Raw genomic sequence first — 18,280 nt, 5'->3', positions numbered from 1 at the left:
TGAGTTAAGGTAATAATGGTGTTTATGGGAAATAAAGATAATCCTTGAAATAAATGGTTAATCAATTTAATTTCCGGTTTGAAAATTTTGATTAACATAGTCATATAACGAAAATAATTTTTTTTGTGATCATTTTTTAATATGAATATGTTTGTTTTTTATTAATATCCTTCATCACTTTTGACAAAGTTATTTTCTTCTTTCTTTCCTCTATTCAATACATTTTATTCTTTTAAGAGATTGATTTTCATAGATGTTGTAGGCAGTTCATTTATACGTTCTTACAAGTTATACCGACTATTTCCCCCTGATAGCGATTTTTCTTTGGAAAAAATTACTCACAAAAACTCAACGGAATTCGTCTCTTTTCAATAGGTGTAGTTTCTTTTATCGAACTTCTACTTTTAAGCTGATATTGAAATAAGGAAATATGTTGATGGAGCTCATGGTTTATAAGAAAGGATCGCAAAAGTCATCTAATCAATATTCAGAAAGCATTTGGAGAATGATAGAAAGTAATGATTTATCTATTTATCGGATCTGCAAAAAATACACCTACACTCAGGAGGACACAGAGGATTTTTGTAGTCAGGTTAAAATAAAGTTGTATTACACCCTGATAGCCAATAAACAAAAATTAGAAGAAGAAAATGATCTAGAGCGATGGTTATGTGCCATTATCCGAAATTATTGCATTGATATTTACAGAAAAAATCAACTTTATTCACAACGTCATGAGTACATTGAAATAGATGCATTTTTTCAGGCTCCGCGGGAAGAGTCCCCCGCCGAAATTATGTCAGGGCAGCAGATATACAAAGATATTTGTGTTGCTTTGCACTGCTTGCCACCAAAACAATTTGAGGTTGCCATAAGGCGACTGCTCTGGGGCTACAGCTACAAAGAAATCACTACTGAACTAGATATTAGTCACAGCAATGCACGAAAGCGCTTGCAAGAGGCAAGAGCCACATTACGACACTCTCTGGCGATGCATGTTCATACTGAGGGCAGCAACGCATTTTTCTTTTGAAAAAGGAATAAAGGTATGGCGAATACAATAATGAACAACTCTCAATCAGATTCAGGTACATGGCAGGAGCAGGGTCTTTATGTCGTTTGGACGTCGGAACTTATCGACGGAATGATCAACGCTGACCTTGTTCTGGAGTTTGAGGGAGGGAAACAACATTGTCACCTTAGTCCTAGCAATAAATGTGATACTTTCAACATTAAAGGTACTCAGCAGACGGTCAGCGGTACGGTCGAGCTTATTTATGGAGATGTGATCAAGTTGTTTATACAAGCTAGGTTTGGAGAGGCTCGCGAACGTACTAAAGATATCCACCATTGGCTGATTTGTAACGATTCTACGCCTTGCGATGCAACCAATGGTAGCAAGGATCTTAATCATGGATGGCGGGCAGATTGGTGGGTAGAGGGAGCCAAAAAAGCTTGTATGGAATCGACCACTACCTTGTTTTATGAAGGTACTGAGGTTGGGACTGCGAAGCTTTCTCCTTCCCTCTCGCGTTGGGTAACAAGTTTGCCTACACCCAATGAAGATTTGGAATGTTCTGTTACTCAACGTATCGGAGCTGATGGTCGTGCAACATTAGCTGCGACGGTTCCCTATGACACCAATAGCAAACAAACTATCCATCACCTATTGGCTAAGTGGTTAGCCAATACCCCAGATACACACACTACAGCACCAGATACCATTGTGATTGGTCAACCCTGTTCGAATACCTCTCCTCAAGAAAGCAGCTCTATGTATAAAAATCATCATGTCTCAGAACCGCGATGTTGTAGTTGCTTCAGTTATCCAAAAGCCATTCGCTTGCCTTCTAAAGTAGATATTCATAAACAGTTTATTTCGATCACCAACAAAAATGCCTTTCAATCGGCTTTAGCAAGTAAGCGCACAGGTAGTAATGCTCGGAAGAATATGCAGACTGAAGCAGCGACTTTTATCACAAATAAAGCCCCTTATGCAGGGCAATGTGTCAAAGAAATAACGGGCATGCCAACACCATTCAACCGTCTTATCGCCCCTGAAATTGATGTGTTTTTAGCGTCTAGCCCAAAAGATTTAGCTTCAGGTCTGAATGAACTTCTCCAAATACCAGCTAATAAGTTTGTTTCTCAAAGCCAATACGCCGAACAAAAGTCTCGTCTACAGGACAGCTTGACTGCTCTACTGGTACTAAATTGCCAACCGGCTCAACAATCAGCAATCATTGCGGCCCTGATGGTCTGTCATGCGGCGGAAATAGAAGCAAACGAAGCGGATTTATTGACAGACGAACATAGTATTAAAGCGGTACTTAGTGCCAACATTTTGCTTGATGCGACAATATTTCCTGTTCCTTTAACCAACACCACAGACATACACTCAAGCGACCAAGCAGACAGTGATGATATCGATAGCGGCACAGAAACTCCCTACCTAAAGCTGTTAGGCCTTGCCGAACTCATGATGTTGGAACATAGGCTTATGTGCTACCGATCAGGAAAGCTGGCTTATGTTGAAAATGTTATGCGTGGACAAACTCGTGAAATTGCCACTTCATCTGTGCAAGAATCGATTTCAGCTCATACCATCGGATCACACTCTCAAGATAAAACAAATATAGAAGAACGTCTGGACGGGCAATCAGAACTTTCGCCTTTGCTTGGAATCAAAAAAACTTTCGAAAACATCCAACAGCAGTACGATAGTTCTGGGTTGAATGTGACGCTAAGTGGCGATTATTTTGAGCTCCCTGGGGATTACAGCGGTACAGAATCAAGCCCTTTTAACTATGTGTCTGATGCGCAAGAATTTGCACGCTCAGTAGAGCGTCAATTTGTCGATAAACTGGAGAGTAGTGTTGATCAACGCCGCCATAAACTGACTAATTCCATGCAATCTAGCAGTCAAATGCATCGCTACGAAAATGTGAATGGTCAATCTCATTTGACAGGGTTATATCGCTGGATTAGCGAAGTTTTTAGCACACATTTGTACTATGAAGGAGAGCGGTTGATGGTAGAGATGATTTTACCTTCCCCCGCCGCTAATTTTATTGATCGGCAGAATGGTCTCTTCGACCGAAACTTGCATTTACCTATAGCGCCTTACGATCCTAATGCGACAACACCAATTAATTCTCCGGCAGACATAACCCGCAGTAACTATTTGCCATTATCAAATGAATACTTGGCCGAGAATATCAAAGCTCCACCAGCAGCAGAGGTGACAGTCAGCCAGACCTTGATAGGAAATCCTCCACTGACTACCACTACATTAAAAGTACCGGATCAATATGAGGCCAAGAGCCTTGATATTGCCTATGCCTATCTTCTTCCTGAAGGGGCCAGTGCTGTCACATTGGATTTATTGATTGGCGATCATACTCAAAGTCTTAGCGATCCAAGCCCTGCTCATGCCTCAATTATTTATCAAAGAGATCCTGGAGCTTCGTTACCCGTTGCAGTAATTACTACTGCGGTCGAGTATGCAGTAACACTAACCCTCACTTGCCAACTTAATGACAAGACAGATATCTACATCGAATGGCAAAGGAAAACCTTTGACGCCATCATGGCGGCTTACCTCAGAGACAAGGCCCATTATATGGAGGCGATCGAAGCACAAATCGACACATTGCTTCCTAAAAAACGGGACAGCAGTGGTCTGGGCTTTCAGGAGCAGCAGCTAAAGCAGCAGGGGATTCAATTACTCATTAAGTTGTTTAGTCAACAAACAGAAATTGCCAATCCATCGGAATCCGCTTGGTATGGAGATGTTATTAATTTTCAACTCATTCCATTTTTCGACTGCGCGCTAAGTTGGGGAGATATGACTATCGCCTATTATCCTGATTATTTTGGCCCAGATGATAGTGAGCGTCCAGATTGGCTCAAGCTTGAACAGAAGCGTCAGACTACAGAAGACTCTGCTAACAACCTCTCAGCCTTTATTGCAGCGGGTGCTGCCAGAATTATTGTACCGATTGTACCCGCCTATACCCTCCCTGTTATTTACTACCTGAAATCAGAAGGGCTGTTTTGGTTAGGCCAGGCTGAACGTACCCCGGTTTTTGTTTCTGAACATTATCTAGTGAGTAACTGGAAAGATTTCTTGATACAAAAAAATACACGAAAGGATATTCAACAATGGCAAACAGAAATTCCAACTTCCATGATGATACTAGATTCATCAGATACTCTACCCTCATTTGATCAAGGTAGCGTTCATCCATTAGGTAGGGAGGAATAAACCAATGAAAAAGCCATATAGAGGAGCTTTTGATCATGGTTTCTTCACCTTCCCATCTTTTTCTTCTTTGGGGATACCAGATTTCAATCAGGAAGTATTGCAATTATTTGGTTCGGTAACTGGAGGGGCAATATCAAACGACGTTTCTGTCGCCAGTCCCATCGGTACGGTAATCCCTTATGCCGGACCTATAGACAATAGTAGTAATTCCAACACTGGGGGCTATCCAGATCCTAAGGCGGAGGGTTATCAGCAAGCACTGGCATTGCAGGGCTGGTTATTTTGTGATGGCAGTCCTGTTCCCATTGGTGCTTATCCTGCGCTTTTCCGTGTCATTGGCTTTATTTACGGTAAAAAGGATGAAGGGCATTTTTACTTACCTGACTTTCGAGGGAGATTTGTGCGAGGCGTTAATGTAAACGCTGAGGAGTTTGAATCCGACTCATTTCGTGACCCAGATGCAACGTCACGGCAAGCCAGTAATAGTGATGGATGGAAAGGCAATGCCGTAGGCTCTACTCAACTGGACGCTTTACAAGTACATCAACACCAATATCAAGAGGCAGAGAGTCTTGGCTCCATTGCTGATAAGGGGAATGCATCGTTCAATCAAAGTACCAATGCCAATACAACAGATCCTCTTAAAACAACGGATAATACAAGCAAATATCCGGATATGACGGTAAAAACATCTCAAGAAACGCGCGCTAAAAACCTGTATATGAATTTCATTATTAAGCATCGTTCGGATCATGGCTTTTTTTAAACTTTTTTGTGATTTCTGAGTTCACAAAAACTAAAGATGATTCGTTATATAAGTAAGGATAGGCAATAAGAAAGGGCGCAGATCAGTCTATGACCGTATCGAATGTATTTTCCTGATGTTATCAGGGAAATATTTCAATGTTCGACCCCAGTAAGCTTAGTCGAACACAAGTAGTAGAACAAAGCCTAGATTAAAACTTAATAAGGAGTTTAGACATGACAAAATTTAACGTTACTATGGATGTACAAAGCATGGAGGGGAAAACGGTTTTAGTCTTCTTAAAACCACAAAATCCTCAACGCAACTACCGTATTCATGCTTGGCAAGTGTTACAAGGGTCAGCGGGTTCAACCGAGACCTTTGAATACGAAGCACTTATATCAACAAACGTTACTAGTTCTGGTGAGAATCCGGCTAATACCATTACTTCGGGGACAAAAAATATTGTTCCTGGGCAACTCTTTCAGGCAATTAGTCCTAGTGATTTATCACCAAAGCTTGAGCTGGCTCCAACGGCTTTGGCTCAACAGAAATTAACACCTCAGCAATGTGGTGTGATCAATAAAACTTCACCTTTCATTCAATTTGATTCCAATTGGTTTGTAAACGATAAGCCTGTCGTTACCATGCCACAGGTTGATGCCAATATGACTTGTAGCTTTGAATACATTCCTAATTTTTATTTTATGGTGGCTTCTCCACCAATGATTGGCCAAACCTATATTGTGCAGAATTTCTCTGATATGACTCAATATCAAATGCCCATTACCGCCACTGAAGTTGATGTTAGTCTGACAAAAGTGAACGGACTATGGACCTTTGATTTCGAAGCAATATCGTAAGGTTTTGTTTTATACACTGGCCGTACATGGAAGTACGGCCTTTCTCTCGGTACCCTTAATGATTATAAACAAAACAAGGATACAAGTATGTTGAAGTTTTATGTCCATATGACCGATCCGAACTTGTTTGGTAAGTCCATACTCGTGTTTTTACGCCCAATATTGTACAGCACAGACTACAGATTAAGTGCTTGGCAAGAGCTAGTTATTTCCGATAGTGCCTGTGAAGAATTTGTTTTTGATCCAACGGTTTCTGCTCAGATACAGGTATCTGGTAAGCAAAAAAAAAGCATTATTTCTTCTGCCGAAGTGCCTATGTTTGTCGGGCAACTATGCGATGCCATTACACCAGATGGCTTATCTCCACAATTGCAACTTCAATCCAAAGCCAGTGCAAGGCAGCGGTTAACGCCATCCCAATACGGTGTTCGTAATAGTACTTGCCCACGGCGCCCCGTTTCTTGTAATTGGCTTGTAAGTGGTAGCCAAGTTGTCACCATGCCACATATGGATTTTGGTATGACAGCGACATTTGAGTATGATCCTGCTTTTTATTTCAGTGTGATCGCTCCAATTAGTAAAGGTCAAAATTATACCGTGCAGTCTTTTACCGATATGACTTATTACTCTTTCAATTCCTGTATTTCAGCAGTTGATGTGTATGTTGAAATGCGTGATTACAAATGGGAGTTTCGCTTTGAAGAACGTGAACCGGACATTAATTACTATCTTTAACGAGATGTTTTACAGGAACCTTTCCTTCTTAGTCATAAAATATAAACGTCATTAAATGTTGTGAACAACACTTTTTCGTTTTTATTATCTTGTTCTAGCAGGAATTTTATTTTTTTATTAATGTTAAATAAAATGATATTCGGCTTGTTTTTACGCAAAAAAAAGGGCTACAAAGAAAGAGACTGCTGTGCTTTTATAGTTCTGTATTATGGCTGTACTCTTATCTTAATTGTATTAAAGAGAAGTGATTATGATTCGAGTAATTTATGAATGGCGCGTTGCTCCAGAAAACGTGCATGCATTTAATGAATCTTGGAAGCAAACCAGCGCAACTGTCCGTGAAGTTTACAAGGGCGATCATGGTAGTTGTTTGCTGCGAGATGAAGTTCGCGGCAATACGTTTTAACCATTGCTCGTTGGAACTCTAAAGAAGAGTGGGAAGAGTTTTGGATATTAGATAATCCATTTGAATTTACTGGAATGAGTATCTTAACCGATTTAGTGTCGGTCAGATGCATGCTAGAGATTGGCAGCTCAATGGCTTAAATTTTATGGTAGAGACTTATTTGGTATACGGAACGGAATGATAAAATGCTGTGCAGTTCCTGTGTGGGCGTCCTTATTCCTCAAACATTTAAACATAGGAACAGGTGATATTTTTACACTAGTGTTTATTGCCAACCATAGTAGCCTTGTGTTTTTAAGCTATTCGAGCTGATCTAAGGTATAAAACCTTGCAACATTCCTCGTTACGTTACCCCAATAAGATGCTTTTACTTTGGCTTAGTGCTTTTCAAACGCTGTTTGGCCATTGAATTCTTCATACATATCAAAACGTAATGGGTTGTCTGAATTTCTGGTTACTTTGAAGCTGATGCAACCTGCTTCTTGTTGCGTCAGCGCGATGTGGTTGGACAGTTCTGCCAATACCGCTTCTAAATCTTATATTGCTCTAATATGGCCGCTTAGGGTGATTTATGGCATAACGCAAAGGCCTCTATGTATGTAAAAGATTATTGAAGATCATACATCATATATGTAACGGAAAAGGCAGGTGGTCGAAGTGTTTGGTGTCGCCTTTCATGATGTCAAGTTGTTCATACTAATCTTGTAACCTAATGTGTTCACCTATAACGCGAATGCTGATGAAACTCAGCTGTCCTGCTTTGGCTTGTTCAATGAGCCGATACCTTTGCTTTGTTGATCTGGTAACACGGATAGATGGTTTAAATAGGCTTTACGAACACCTTTTGAATTGGTGGGTACTTCGTAAGCCACACAAGAAATGGGCTGTTGGTTTTCTGTTAAAAAAAGTAGTGTTCGCCGCGCTCAAAACCTTTCTCTCCCCAGCTTTTTTGACAAAAAGAGGGATGCTTTGGGCTGTTGTCTTGATTGATAGCCAGTGTTAGTGTCAGTGATCAGTTAGAGGTGATTGAGAGTGATATCTTACCCAGTTTACCGAGCATTGAAATTGCCTTTACTCGCTCTGCTTCCGCACCGGAATGGTTGACCGTAAAGTGGATCGAAGAGGTGATCGCCAAGTTACAATCCTAGTCATGAGGCAAAGTTGCGAGGGAAACTATGAAACCTATTAAAATCGGCATTTATCTTTATGAATTGGCGGAAGTTCTAGACTTTTCTGGGCCATTTGAAGTGTTTACGACGGCAGCCAGAGTCAGTGAGGATACACCTTTTGAGGTGTATTTGATTAGTGAAGATGGGCAAACAGTATCTGCGCGAGCAGGTTACAAAGTGGTGCCAGATTACAGCATTAAGGACCACCCCGAATTGGATGTTCTGCTGGTGGTAGGCGGCGATCATTCGCAAGAAGTGAATAAGTCCGACGTGTTAGATTGGATAGCTCAGCAGGCACCAAAAGTCAGCTGGTTGGCTTCTGTTTGTACCGGTGCTTTTTTGTTGGCCAAAGCCGGTGTGTTTCGATCAAACAAGGTGACCACTCACTGGGAAGACATAGCGGACTTACAGCAATTGTATCCTCAGCTCGATGTTGTGGAAGGCGTACGCTGGGTGCAACAAGACCAACAACTGACGTCGGCCGGCATATCGGCTGGCATCGACATGAGTTTGCAATTGGTCAGCTTGTTACACAGTGACGTTCTGGCAGAAAAAACAGCGCGACAAATGGAATTTGATTGGACGAAAAATCCAACCTAAAAAGACTATTCCCCTTGAGAGACACTGTAAAAGCGTTCCACGTTGTGGGTGACTTGCCCCCAATATGACGCTTTGACTCTGGCTTGGTGTAAGTCAAATGCGGCTTGATCAATAAATTCTTCGTACACATCAAACCTTAATGGGTTGTGGACATTTTGTGACACGGTAAAGGTCAAACAGCCTTTTTCTTCTTGGGTAAGTTTCATGTGCTCTGGAAGTGCTTGCTGCACCTGATTGAGATCTTGATGAGGCACCATAATATGCCCTGTGAGTGTTATTTTTGTCATATTTTACCTTCTTCTTGTGTCTGACTAATGTAATGCGATGATATGAAAGTTTCGTTAAACTAGCCAAATAATCTAAATGCTTCTGTGAGCCCTTATGAAACCTAATGATCCTCTGTTACTGGATAACCAACTTTGCTTCGCCTTGTATTCAACGTCTTTGGCGATGACTCAGTTCTATAAAGAGCCGTTGGCGAAAATTGGTCTTACTTATCCGCAATATACCATCATGTTGATTTTATGGGAAAAAGACGGTGTTAGTCTCAAGCACATTGCACAAGCCTTAGGGCAGAAATCGGGTGCATTGACCCCAGTGATTAAACGCATGGAGAGTGATGGCTTAGTTCAGCGTTTGCGTGGGATTGAAGATGATCGTAGTTTGAGTATCGCGTTGACAGAAAAAGGCCGTGCTTTACGAAAACATGGCTTAGAGGTGAATCGTTGTGTGGCAGAAGTTTGCGGCATTGAGATGCAAGAAGTGATTGCCTTACGGGAGCAGTTAAACCGATTAAAAGCAAGATTAATCGAATAATGGTTGCGCAATTATAATTATCGCGATAACATAGTTTCATTAGCTCAAATCAATGAGCTTTTATTTTAATTCTATTGTTATCGCGATAACTATTTTATTCATTATTTAGGAGTTCTATTATGCAAGCATTATACAAAGCAACAGCCACCAGTACTGGTGGTCGTGACGGCCGTTCTATTGCTTCTGATAACCGTCTTGATGTTGCCCTAAGCACGCCAAAAGAGTTAGGTGGTGCTGGTGGTGAAGGCACTAACCCAGAGCAATTGTTTGCCGCTGGTTACTCAGCCTGCTTTATCGGTGCATTGAAACTGGTTGCGTCTCAGCAAAAAGTGAAATTACCAGCAGAACTCACGGTTACAGCGACCATAGGCATTGGCCCAAACACTAAAGGCGAAGGCTTTATGATCAGCGCTGATATGGAAGTAAACCTTCCTGGTATCGAAAAAGATCTTGCTGAGCAATTAGTCGAAACGGCTCACAAAGTGTGCCCTTACTCTAACGCTACACGTGGCAACATCGATGTGAATTTCGACATCAAGTAAGCCATATAGATTCTGAATCTTTTACCAAACAGCCCCTACGAATCTGGTTTTGTAGGGGCTGTTTACGATTATCTTTGATTTAAAATGGCTTTTAAATCCTCACTGGAATCAGGAACTAAAGACACCTTTAGCTGGAAAGGTCTAAACATCTTGTTGATGATTTCCGCGGTGTAGTTACCTTTATCATTTTCCACTTCGGATAAGGTTTTCCGAGAGACGCCGGTCAGTTCCGTATAGGCTTCTTGTCTTAACCCCAGTACTTTCACCCGCAATTCTCGCAATGCCTCACCTTGACTAAGGTCGCCTACTAAAAGACGTTTCACCACATCTTGAGTGGCAATTTTTTGTTCATCTTGAGTGAGTGTTGCCAAATTTTTTGAAGCTCGTTGACGGTTCGCATTTTCTGCCAGAGCTTGAATATCCTCTACGGATGGCTTGCGTCTGGTGGTACGAGGGCGTCGTGTGGCTCTTTGAACCGGTTTCGGCTCGGCAGGTGTGGTACTAGTGGCTGAGTCTTGACTGGCCACTTGTTTGATGGTCTTTTCGACAAGCGTGCTGTCTGCCGCAGGAGTGTCTGTTACTTCCGTCTCGGGTTGCTTGACGCTAATGGCTTTGCTCTTGTTGTCAGTTGCTTCAAGCTTGGCGGACTTTTTGTCTTTTTTGCTTGCCACAGGTGACACTTTCTTGAGGGCTTTCTTATCTTTTTCTGCTTTTTTCGCTTTTAACTTGGCCTGCTTTTTTTTCTTTACCTCAGCCTTTTTGGATTTAGCTTTTGGCTTTTTCATCGGTTGAGGGCTGTCTAACTGATCTTTCATTTTCATACTTGTTGCACTCCAATCAGATTGAATTCTTGCCTACCAAGTCAGGCTACAGGGATAAGATGACAAATAAGTAACAATAGAAAGTATATACCATGAATGTAATTTATGAAGATTCGGCTTTATTTGTCCTCGATCTTGTTTTAGGACGCAAAATTCCACGTATTTCATCATATTGCACTGACAAATGTGGGTGTTAATAAGGAGTGTGATGATGAAAATCTATTTTTGCTTGGTGTTTTGGTTTTTGTCCTGCTGTGGTTATGCCGCGGCTTCAAGTGTGGGATTTGATCAGACCATTTTGTATGGTAATAGTGATCGCCCATTAAAAGTGAGTGTCTGGTACCCGTCTAAGGACGTTTTTCCGACAGAGAAAATTGCCGAGAATCCGGTATTTTTTGGAACCAAAGTGGTACGAATCGGAACGCCATTGGCGGGTAAGTTTCCTCTGGTGGTGATATCACATGGTTATCGTGGCAATTGGCGAAATCAAAATTGGCTCGCCACGAAATTGGCGCAAGACGGCTATGTGGTGGCCGCACTGGATCACCCAGGTACAACGTCGTTTGATCATGCATCAAATCAGGCGGCGAAGTGGTGGGCGCGTCCGCGAGATATGTCACGTTTATTAGATTGGTTATTAATGGTGACGGATTTAAAACGCTTTATTGACCCAACCAACATCACGGCCATAGGGCATTCATTGGGTGGTTGGACTGTGATGAATTTAGCGGGGGCAGAGGTCGATATCGAGCAGCTGGCGTCGGAATGTTTGCCCTCACCCAACTCGCGAGTGTGTGGCTTACGGGCTGAGTTAGGTTTGTTGGATGACAAACCGTTGGGGATACCAAGCTTGCGCGATGAACGTATTAGAAGGGTCGTGTCGATGGACTTAGGTCTTGCGAGAAGCTTTTCTAAACACAGTTTGCAAACCTTGGCGGTACCGGCGTTAATACTCGCGGCTGGTGTCGACATAGGTGACTTGCCTCAAGCGCAGGAATCAGGTTTTCTCGCCAAATATATAGCGGAAAACAAACGCCGCTATATTGTTTACCCAGACGCGGCGCATTTTAGTTTTATGCCGCTGTGTAAACCCGGTGCGATTGAGATAATCGAGCAGGAAGAACCGGGTGATGGCATTGTCTGCCAAGATGGCGATCATCGTCAGCGTGCAGAGTTACATCGTGCGATGTTTCAGCAAATAGTCGATTTTATAACGACCTATTAACGTTTTAGTTAAACGCTATCTGTGTTCTGCTCCTCTCGCATTGAGTGGCGGAAAGCGCTAGGAGTTTGCCCTGTTACTCGGGAAAACTCCCGATGGAAGTTGGACTTAGTTTGAAAGCCAGAGTCTAAATAGATTTGTGTGATGGCTTTGTTGGTCGATAACAGCAGTGTTTTGGCTCGTTCAATTCGATATTCGTTAACCACTTGTGAAATGTTACGTCCATAAACTTGATTGATGGCGGCTGATATTTGTCGAGCAGGGATGCAGGCTTTACGAGCCAGTCGATCAAGGGTGAGATCGGGGTCAAGAAAGACTTCTTTTGTTGTTAGCAAAACATCAATTTTGTGGACAATGCCATTTACTTCATCGGCGGATAAAGGCTGGTTAGGCTTATCTTTTGGTGCTTCCTCTGTTGTCGTTTGTTCATCGTTTTGGGAAGCATCTCGCTGGTCCGGTGCCAGACTCAAGCTCATCATAATAACGGCGATCGCCAAAACGGGCAGAAGTACAGCATGACCAATCGTGAGAATGATCATTATGTGAGCACCAGAAAAGAAGGAAAAGTCTATGGCCAACGCACCATCAATAAGCGCTGACATTAATAACATAGCACCGGCAATGCGTTCGGCTTTGAGTGCGTTGTCAATGTCTGATAATCGTACTTGTTCAGGAAGGTTGGAGGCTTTGTAAGACGCTCGAATCAAGGCAATGCCATACACCACAAACAGGAGCGTTAACATCGGGTCCAAAGGGGGTTGCCAAAATGGATAAGTGAAAGACGCTAAGGTGACAAAAATGGGAGGTAATACATGCCAGATTTGAAAGGTATGGTGCTGGTGAGCTCTGGAAAAACAGTACCAGGCTGTCACTGGAATACAAGATGCCAAGATAGGTTGGATTAAGCGAAACAATGAATAATCAAAGGTCCAGCGTAGTCCAACGACTGTCGTTGTTAACGCACACAATGCAATAAAGACAAATGCCGAAGGCGTGGTTTCTTCCCGACGCAGGAACAGCAAAATAGCCAAAATAAACAACAATAGGGCGACCACAAAAGGCAATGGAATGGCGATCATGTTAGCTCCGTCTGATGTGTTGGTCTTTGAGGTATCGTTTTTATCTGTTCAATGCTCGTTATTATGTCCTAAAAAGTCATCAAGGATGTCCTAAAACCGGATCTAGGACGCTATTTCTCGCTCATCCATCTAGTTTTTACCCTTCGATCATTTTTATTTAGGAGAACAGTATGAACTGGTATTTGGATGCGTGGCAACGTTACGCGCAATTTTCAGGAAGAGCGTCACTAAAAGCATTTTGGATGTTCTTTTTAGTGAACTGTTTTATCTCGTTCGTGTTTGTCATGTTGGAAAGGGTATTTCAAGTGACATGGAGAGTAGACGCGCTTTATAGCGTGTTGGCTTTTTTGCCCATGCTGTCTTTGACAGTACGCAGGTTACACGATACCAATCGTTCGGCTTGGTGGTTATGTGTGCTGTTAGTGCCTGCGATAGGCATGGTTATTTTGCTCGTGTTGTTGGCGTTACCGACTGAGCCAGATGACCCGTTAGGGGATTATCCACAAAATAACCAGATGCTATGAGGGGAGTCTAATATGAAAAGTGTTAATAAATTCCCCCACTTATCCACCATGTTATGCCTGTTGTGCGCCATAACACTTATGTCAGCTTGTTCTTCCTCCGAAGAAGAGGTGATTCAAGGCACTGTCTTTGGACATGTGTCGCCTCAGATCCGTGCCATGGTGATCATACCTTCGCCGAAAGTTGGTACGTTATTCAACTTACGAGGCGTGGTCGGAAAAGGAGAAATGATAGTTCGAACCACATCTCAAAACTGTGTTGCCATGCCAATACGTATTGCTGCTGGGGATTTTGGTGGCACGAATGTTGGTATCTATCGTGGTCAGCCTATTCGTTTACGCATCTATCAAAAAGACATTGTTCAGCGGCTGTTATCAGGAGATGAGGTGACGAGTAAACACTATCATATCAAGGCGGTTGGCGATGAAACAGCGGGTGACATCCAAATTGAATCTGGACTTGGTTTAAATTATGGATTTGTACTGAATCCTGAAGAGTGGTCTTGGGGATCGATTTTTGGACTAAATAAACAGCAGGTGTCTTGTGATCTGTTGGTGATGAATTTCAAAAAAAGTGGCTTAAATCTCATATAAACACAGTCTTGGTATGTAAATTGCTAAACTTTTCCTGGTATAACAATGAATTACGTCTTCCTGAATAACGATTGCTGTACTTTAATTTTAGAGGGGTTTTAATCGTGGAACAGATACAGTCAACGCTAGACCTAATATGGATAATGATTGCTGCATCAATGGTTATGTTTATGCAAGCGGGTTTTACCGCTTTAGAAGCGGGTCTCACTAGAGCAAAAAACTCTATTAATGTGGCTATGAAGAACATGACCGATTTTGTGGTGGCCATTTTTGCCTTTTGGCTATGGGGCTTCGGCCTTATGTTTGGCAGTGATGTCATGGGGTTATGGGGCAGCAGTCATTTTATGCTGAATGGCCTAAATACGCCGCATGAGTTGGCGTCTTTTGTGTTTCAAGCGACCTTTGCTGGCACTGCTGCAACCATTGTCAGCGGTGCGGTGGCGGAACGAATGAAGTTTATGTCCTATGTATTGATTTCATTAGTGCTGACGTCTCTTATTTACCCAGTTTCGGGTCATTGGATTTGGAGCGCCGAGGGCTGGTTAGCCGAGCAAGGTATGATTGACTTTGCAGGCTCAACGGTAGTGCATTCTGTTGGAGCATGGGTCGGTTTGGCCGGTGTGATTATGTTAGGGCCAAGGGTCGGTCGCTTTGATGAGCAGGGTAAGCTGAAAAAAATCCATGGTCATAGTTTGATTTTGGCGGTTATTGGGACCTTTATCCTATTTTTTGGTTGGTTTGGTTTTAATGGCGGCAGCACGCTTGAAGCAACCACAGATATTGCCGGGATTATTGCCAATACTATGTTGGCGGCGGCGTCCTCGGCGCTCATTTGCTTTGTCATAAATCTTTTTAATAAAGATAAAGTCATCAGTATCGAAAAAGTCCTAAGTGGCGTGATTGGCGGTTTGGTGGGCATTACGGCAGGTTGTGCGGTGGTGACACCGGCAGGTGCTGTGGTGATTGGTTTGATCACTGGGGGCGTTGTGTATTTTAGTGAAGAGATCATGTTACGGGTATTTAAACTAGACGATCCAGTGAATGCCGTGACTGTGCATGGCATTGCAGGGGTGGTTGGAACCTTGTTACTGGCGTTGTTTGCACCCATTGAGAATTTGAATTATGACAATCGATTTGATCAGTTAATGGTGCAATTCAAAGGGGTCATCACGGTTTTCATCTGGGCGTTTTCTTTGGGGCTGGCCATGTTTTGGTTGCTGAAGGCGATGAATAAGCTGCGGGTGGAATTTGATCATGAAAAAGAAGGGTTAAATATTGTAGAGCATGGCGCTTCAAGTGGTGTCGTGGAAACGCTTGAAGCCATGCATGCCTTTGTCGCGGCTCATAGCAGCCCAGATGTGGTGGCGGATTTAACCAAACGTTTGGACGTCGAAAATGGTACGGAAAATGGTGATGTGGCCATTATGTTTAACCGCTTACTGGATCAGGTCGAGAAAACCTATGCGAATTTTTCAAAAGGCGTACTGGACTTAAATTCTCAAGCTAAAGAGATGAATCTAAACACTTCCGATATCAGTTTGGCGGTAAAACGTCAGTTACAAGATGTAGCCAGTGTCTCTAAGATGACGGCCGAATTGCATAAGTCTTTGCATGATTTTGCGCAGCTAACCTCAGACATCAGTGTTCGCTCTAATGAAGTGAAAGGCAGTTCTTCTGAGTCTCTTAATATAGTTGAAAAGATGAAGAGCATGATGATGGATATTCAAACCAAAGCAGATGAAGCCTTTGATATCATGCAAATGTTGCAGGTTGATACTGGGCAAATTGTGTCCATTCTATCGGGTGTGCAGGAGATTTCTGAGCAGACCAATCTGCTGGCTCTCAATGCGGCGATTGAAGCTGCTCGTGCGGGAGAAAGTGGTCGAGGTTTTGCTGTTGTGGCGGATGAAGTGCGTCAATTGTCTAGTAAGACAGGTCATGCCACCAAAGAAATTGCGGAAGTGATTGACGCTCTGCAAAGCCGAACAAAGGACGCTAATCAATTGATGAGTGAAAACAAACTCTTGGTCAGAGAAAGTAATGAATTGATGGCGCAGACCATTGTACGTTTGACTCAGAGTAATGATGATGTGATTAAAATCCAAGACGCGAATTCGATCATTAATGACATGGCGCAAACGAAAAAAGATACTATCACAATGCAATTGTCATCCGTTGAAAATATCGAGACATCTTGCTCCGATAATTTGAAGAAAGTGGCTTCTATTGAAGAATCAGGTCAGCGTCTATTAGAGGTATCTGCATCATTTGAAGAAGTGACATCTAGCTTTAAAACTCGCATGAGCTTGCAATGATCATGACATCCTGAGCGAAAACAAGAGAAACAAGTGTTAACCGCTTGTTTCTCTTGTTTGCTTTTGAACCATTTAGATTGACGTCATTCTAAGGTGGTGACGCAGTTTCGACCATTTTCTTTTGAACGATAGAGCGCGTTATCGGCGCGAGTCATTAGGCTGTCTTCGGTTTCACCTGAGTGGTAGCTAGTGACACCTAGACTGGCGGTAAATCGAGGTAACCCTACTTTCTGGAAGTGTTCTATTTGCTTGCGAAGGTGCTCTGCTCTCTCTTTGGCTTGTTTTTGTCCTTGTCCGGTTAATAATATGAGGAACTCTTCCCCGCCCATGCGGAAAACCATGTCTATTTTACTGACTTCTTGCTGCAACAAAGTCCCCAGATGCTGTAAGACTTGATCGCCAACTTGATGTCCGTAGGAATCATTTATGCGTTTAAAATGGTCAATATCCAGTGAAATTAGACTAAAGCTTTTACCTTGTTCAGACAGATTAATTAAGAAATGAATTTGTTCTGACCACTTATGGCGATTATAGGTATTGGTGAGTTTGTCTTTGGTCGCCAGTGTCATAAGCTGTTGCTCGACTTCTTTACGGGTATTCATTTCCTCAGAAAGACGAGAGATCATTTTTTTAAGATCAAGTTCCAATTCGCCTAATTCATCATTTGGCTTAGAGGTCTGATTATTGGGCTTTGCTATTGGTTCGCCGAGCTCTAATGATGTATGCAGTTGTTCTACTTGCTGGTGTATGTGGTGAATTCGAGTGCGAATAATATGTATGATATAGAGGGCCAGCAAAGAGCTTAGTAGAAAAGCACAAATCCCCAGACCTGTTTCTACCATCATGAAGCTTCTTTGATGTGCTTCGGTATAGCGAGTGGCCTCAAACGTTAGCTGATTTATTTTCTCTAATATAGCCAGTATCTTGGTGTCTAAATGGGAGGCCATAACCTCGATTGGCTGCCAGGTTTCATCTGACAGTTGACCTTTTTCTAGGTTGTCTTCAAGTTGCTTTTCAAAGGTCAAGTTCAGTTTATAGAAGGTGTTTATCTCATCAAGAATATGCAGGTATTCTTCTGGTTTAAAATGGATTGTATCATTCTGCAAGTTGGTCGTTATTAACTGAGTGGCGCGGTTGAGTAAGCGGACGATTTCTTGATTACGGTATGACAAAGAGGAAATAGGTTCTTGCTCTTTATGTTGGTGGTTTATTAAAAGGCGGAAGCGTTCCATTGCAATATGTTGCTGCAGTTGCAGGGTTTCAATTTGAGTGATGATTTCTGTTAGGGGAATATCGACCTGCGACACTTCTTTTAATTCGTCATGTATGGTTTTTACCTGATAAATAGAATAGCCAATGACGAGTAATAGAAAGCTTAATGATACGACAAGCACACTGCCAATTTTTCGGTTGAGTGACGTGTTGATCCAACGGAACATAGCGCAAACTTCCTGTGTTTTTAAATGAGGCTTACTTTTACTCTAGTCTAAATTTGTCTCACGACAGGGTTATTTGAGATCAACATTGAAATAACGTGTGATGAGGGTGATTGAAAAAAGAGAAAGCGTTAATGGCTTTCTCTTTT

Annotated in this window: 19 protein-coding genes; 14 read left to right on the top strand and 5 right to left on the bottom strand. The window is 42.4% G+C overall.

Features of this window, described 5'->3' with window-relative positions:
* Window positions 1-436 precede the first annotated feature (436 nt).
* The 6 genes from MAR181_RS15895 (at window position 437) to MAR181_RS18520 (ending at window position 7,016) form a co-directional block, all read left to right on the top strand.
* Entirely contained in the window at window positions 437-1,033 is a 597-nt protein-coding gene (locus tag MAR181_RS15895) for an RNA polymerase sigma factor (RefSeq protein WP_013797624.1), read from the top strand.
* Window positions 1,034-1,048: 15 nt separating this feature from the next.
* The gene (locus MAR181_RS15890; protein WP_013797623.1) at window positions 1,049-4,267 is read left to right on the top strand and encodes a hypothetical protein; all 3,219 of its coding nucleotides are present in this window, start codon (window positions 1,049-1,051) and stop codon (window positions 4,265-4,267) included.
* Window positions 4,268-4,271: 4 nt separating this feature from the next.
* Window positions 4,272-5,033 carry a phage tail protein gene (locus MAR181_RS18165; protein ID WP_013797622.1) on the top strand — a complete coding sequence of 254 codons (762 nt, stop codon included), beginning with the start codon at window positions 4,272-4,274 and terminating at the stop codon, window positions 5,031-5,033.
* Window positions 5,034-5,248: 215 nt separating this feature from the next.
* Entirely contained in the window at window positions 5,249-5,875 is a 627-nt protein-coding gene (locus MAR181_RS15880) for a hypothetical protein (RefSeq protein WP_013797621.1), read from the top strand.
* Window positions 5,876-5,962: 87 nt separating this feature from the next.
* Entirely contained in the window at window positions 5,963-6,610 is a 648-nt protein-coding gene (locus tag MAR181_RS15875) for a hypothetical protein (protein WP_013797620.1), read from the top strand.
* A gap of 250 nt (window positions 6,611-6,860) precedes the next feature.
* On the top strand, window positions 6,861-7,016 hold the full coding sequence (locus tag MAR181_RS18520; protein ID WP_013797619.1) for a hypothetical protein: 156 nt from the start codon (window positions 6,861-6,863) through the stop codon (window positions 7,014-7,016).
* A gap of 377 nt (window positions 7,017-7,393) precedes the next feature.
* Here the strand turns inward: MAR181_RS18520 and MAR181_RS18515 are convergent, their stop codons facing one another.
* Entirely contained in the window at window positions 7,394-7,537 is a 144-nt protein-coding gene (locus MAR181_RS18515; RefSeq protein ID WP_171810326.1) for a putative quinol monooxygenase, read from the bottom strand.
* Between the two features lie 465 nt (window positions 7,538-8,002).
* On the opposite strand from MAR181_RS18515, the gene MAR181_RS18410 reads away from it, so the two are divergent.
* Both MAR181_RS18410 and MAR181_RS15860 read left to right on the top strand, forming a co-directional pair.
* Entirely contained in the window at window positions 8,003-8,164 is a 162-nt protein-coding gene (locus MAR181_RS18410) for a hypothetical protein (protein WP_245546176.1), read from the top strand.
* Window positions 8,165-8,191: 27 nt separating this feature from the next.
* Window positions 8,192-8,785, top strand: a complete 594-nt coding sequence (locus tag MAR181_RS15860) for a DJ-1/PfpI family protein (RefSeq protein WP_013797618.1) — start codon at window positions 8,192-8,194, stop codon at window positions 8,783-8,785.
* A 5-nt stretch (window positions 8,786-8,790) separates the two neighbouring features.
* On the opposite strand, the gene MAR181_RS15855 is transcribed toward MAR181_RS15860, so the two are convergent.
* Window positions 8,791-9,072, bottom strand: a complete 282-nt coding sequence (locus tag MAR181_RS15855) for a putative quinol monooxygenase (protein WP_013797617.1) — start codon at window positions 9,070-9,072, stop codon at window positions 8,791-8,793.
* 94 nt (window positions 9,073-9,166) lie between these two features.
* Between MAR181_RS15855 and MAR181_RS15850 the strand changes: the two genes are divergently transcribed.
* Together MAR181_RS15850 and MAR181_RS15845 are read left to right on the top strand one after the other, a co-directional pair.
* Complete coding sequence (locus MAR181_RS15850) at window positions 9,167-9,601, top strand: MarR family winged helix-turn-helix transcriptional regulator (protein ID WP_013797616.1); 435 nt, start codon at window positions 9,167-9,169, stop codon at window positions 9,599-9,601.
* Between the two features lie 119 nt (window positions 9,602-9,720).
* Window positions 9,721-10,143: an organic hydroperoxide resistance protein gene (locus MAR181_RS15845; protein ID WP_013797615.1), complete on the top strand. Its 423-nt coding sequence runs from the start codon at window positions 9,721-9,723 to the stop codon at window positions 10,141-10,143.
* A 68-nt stretch (window positions 10,144-10,211) separates the two neighbouring features.
* Here MAR181_RS15845 and MAR181_RS18160 read toward each other — a convergent pair whose 3' ends face one another.
* Complete coding sequence (locus MAR181_RS18160; protein ID WP_013797614.1) at window positions 10,212-10,964, bottom strand: helix-turn-helix transcriptional regulator; 753 nt, start codon at window positions 10,962-10,964, stop codon at window positions 10,212-10,214.
* Between the two features lie 208 nt (window positions 10,965-11,172).
* Here MAR181_RS18160 and MAR181_RS15835 point away from each other — a divergent pair, with 208 nt between their 5' ends.
* A complete protein-coding gene (locus tag MAR181_RS15835; protein WP_245546175.1) occupies window positions 11,173-12,189 on the top strand; it encodes an alpha/beta hydrolase family protein in 1,017 nt (338 codons plus the stop codon).
* An 8-nt stretch (window positions 12,190-12,197) separates the two neighbouring features.
* Here the strand turns inward: MAR181_RS15835 and MAR181_RS15830 are convergent, their stop codons facing one another.
* Entirely contained in the window at window positions 12,198-13,265 is a 1,068-nt protein-coding gene (locus MAR181_RS15830) for a helix-turn-helix domain-containing protein (RefSeq protein WP_013797612.1), read from the bottom strand.
* A gap of 170 nt (window positions 13,266-13,435) precedes the next feature.
* Here MAR181_RS15830 and MAR181_RS15825 point away from each other — a divergent pair, with 170 nt between their 5' ends.
* The 3 genes from MAR181_RS15825 to amt all read left to right on the top strand — a co-directional run bounded on the left by MAR181_RS15825 (window position 13,436) and on the right by amt (window position 16,695).
* Complete coding sequence (locus MAR181_RS15825; protein WP_013797611.1) at window positions 13,436-13,789, top strand: DUF805 domain-containing protein; 354 nt, start codon at window positions 13,436-13,438, stop codon at window positions 13,787-13,789.
* Window positions 13,790-13,801: 12 nt separating this feature from the next.
* Window positions 13,802-14,380, top strand: a complete 579-nt coding sequence (locus MAR181_RS15820) for a hypothetical protein (RefSeq protein WP_013797610.1) — start codon at window positions 13,802-13,804, stop codon at window positions 14,378-14,380.
* 104 nt (window positions 14,381-14,484) lie between these two features.
* Window positions 14,485-16,695 carry an ammonium transporter gene (gene amt / locus MAR181_RS15815; protein WP_013797609.1) on the top strand — a complete coding sequence of 737 codons (2,211 nt, stop codon included), beginning with the start codon at window positions 14,485-14,487 and terminating at the stop codon, window positions 16,693-16,695.
* An 83-nt stretch (window positions 16,696-16,778) separates the two neighbouring features.
* On the opposite strand, the gene MAR181_RS15810 is transcribed toward amt, so the two are convergent.
* A complete protein-coding gene (locus MAR181_RS15810; RefSeq protein ID WP_013797608.1) occupies window positions 16,779-18,134 on the bottom strand; it encodes a GGDEF domain-containing protein in 1,356 nt (451 codons plus the stop codon).
* Between the last annotated feature and the right edge of the window lie 146 nt (window positions 18,135-18,280).

It is taken from the genome of Marinomonas posidonica IVIA-Po-181, from assembly GCF_000214215.1.
In the GTDB taxonomy this organism is placed as follows: Bacteria; Pseudomonadota; Gammaproteobacteria; order Pseudomonadales; family Marinomonadaceae; genus Marinomonas; species Marinomonas posidonica.
The sequence above is the reverse complement of the archived record's forward strand: the minus strand, read 5'-3'. Positions and strand labels throughout refer to the sequence as shown.